The 580-nt window shown below is 60.8% G+C and carries 1 rRNA gene; it reads right to left on the reverse strand.

What is annotated here, in order from left to right:
• A 23S ribosomal RNA gene (locus C492_RS24840) occupies nt 1-580 on the reverse strand; the annotation flags it as partial.

The raw sequence follows: 580 nt of genomic DNA on the forward strand, positions 1-580 counted from the left end.
GCGGTCCCCCAATCCGTCGCTCTACCTCACGAACTACCTCGGCGGAGGTGATGCTTCGACATCTTTCGGTCGGAACCAGCTGTCTCCGGATTCGATGGGCCTTTCACCCCTAGACATAGGTCACGCGAGGGTATTGTAGGACACCAACGCTAACAGGCCTCCACGTGCCTTTCGGCACGCTTCGCCTTGCCCATGTCTAGATCATCCGGTTTCGGGTCGTGCCCGTTTGACTCCCCGCGCTTGAACACGGCGGCCCTCACGCAAAGCGCTGCGGCCCTGTCGGTTTCCCTACGCCTTCCCCGATNGTCGTGCCCGTTTGACTCCCCGCGCTTGAACACGGCGGCCCTCACGCAAAGCGCTGCGGCCCTGTCGGTTTCCCTACGCCTTCCCCGATGATCGGGTTAGACTCGTCAAACAGGCACACTCCCTGGTTCGTTTTTCAAAACGCACGACGGAACTTCGGCTTCCCCCGCTTCTTACTGCGGGTTTACACCCGGTTCATTGTGCGGGGGACCTTCTAAGCCCCGTCGCTCGATCGCCAACTGATTTCACGCCCTATTGCACCTCCCTTCTCGGGGTG

The organism is Natronococcus jeotgali DSM 18795 (genome assembly GCF_000337695.1).
Classification (GTDB): Archaea; Halobacteriota; Halobacteria; order Halobacteriales; family Natrialbaceae; genus Natronococcus; species Natronococcus jeotgali.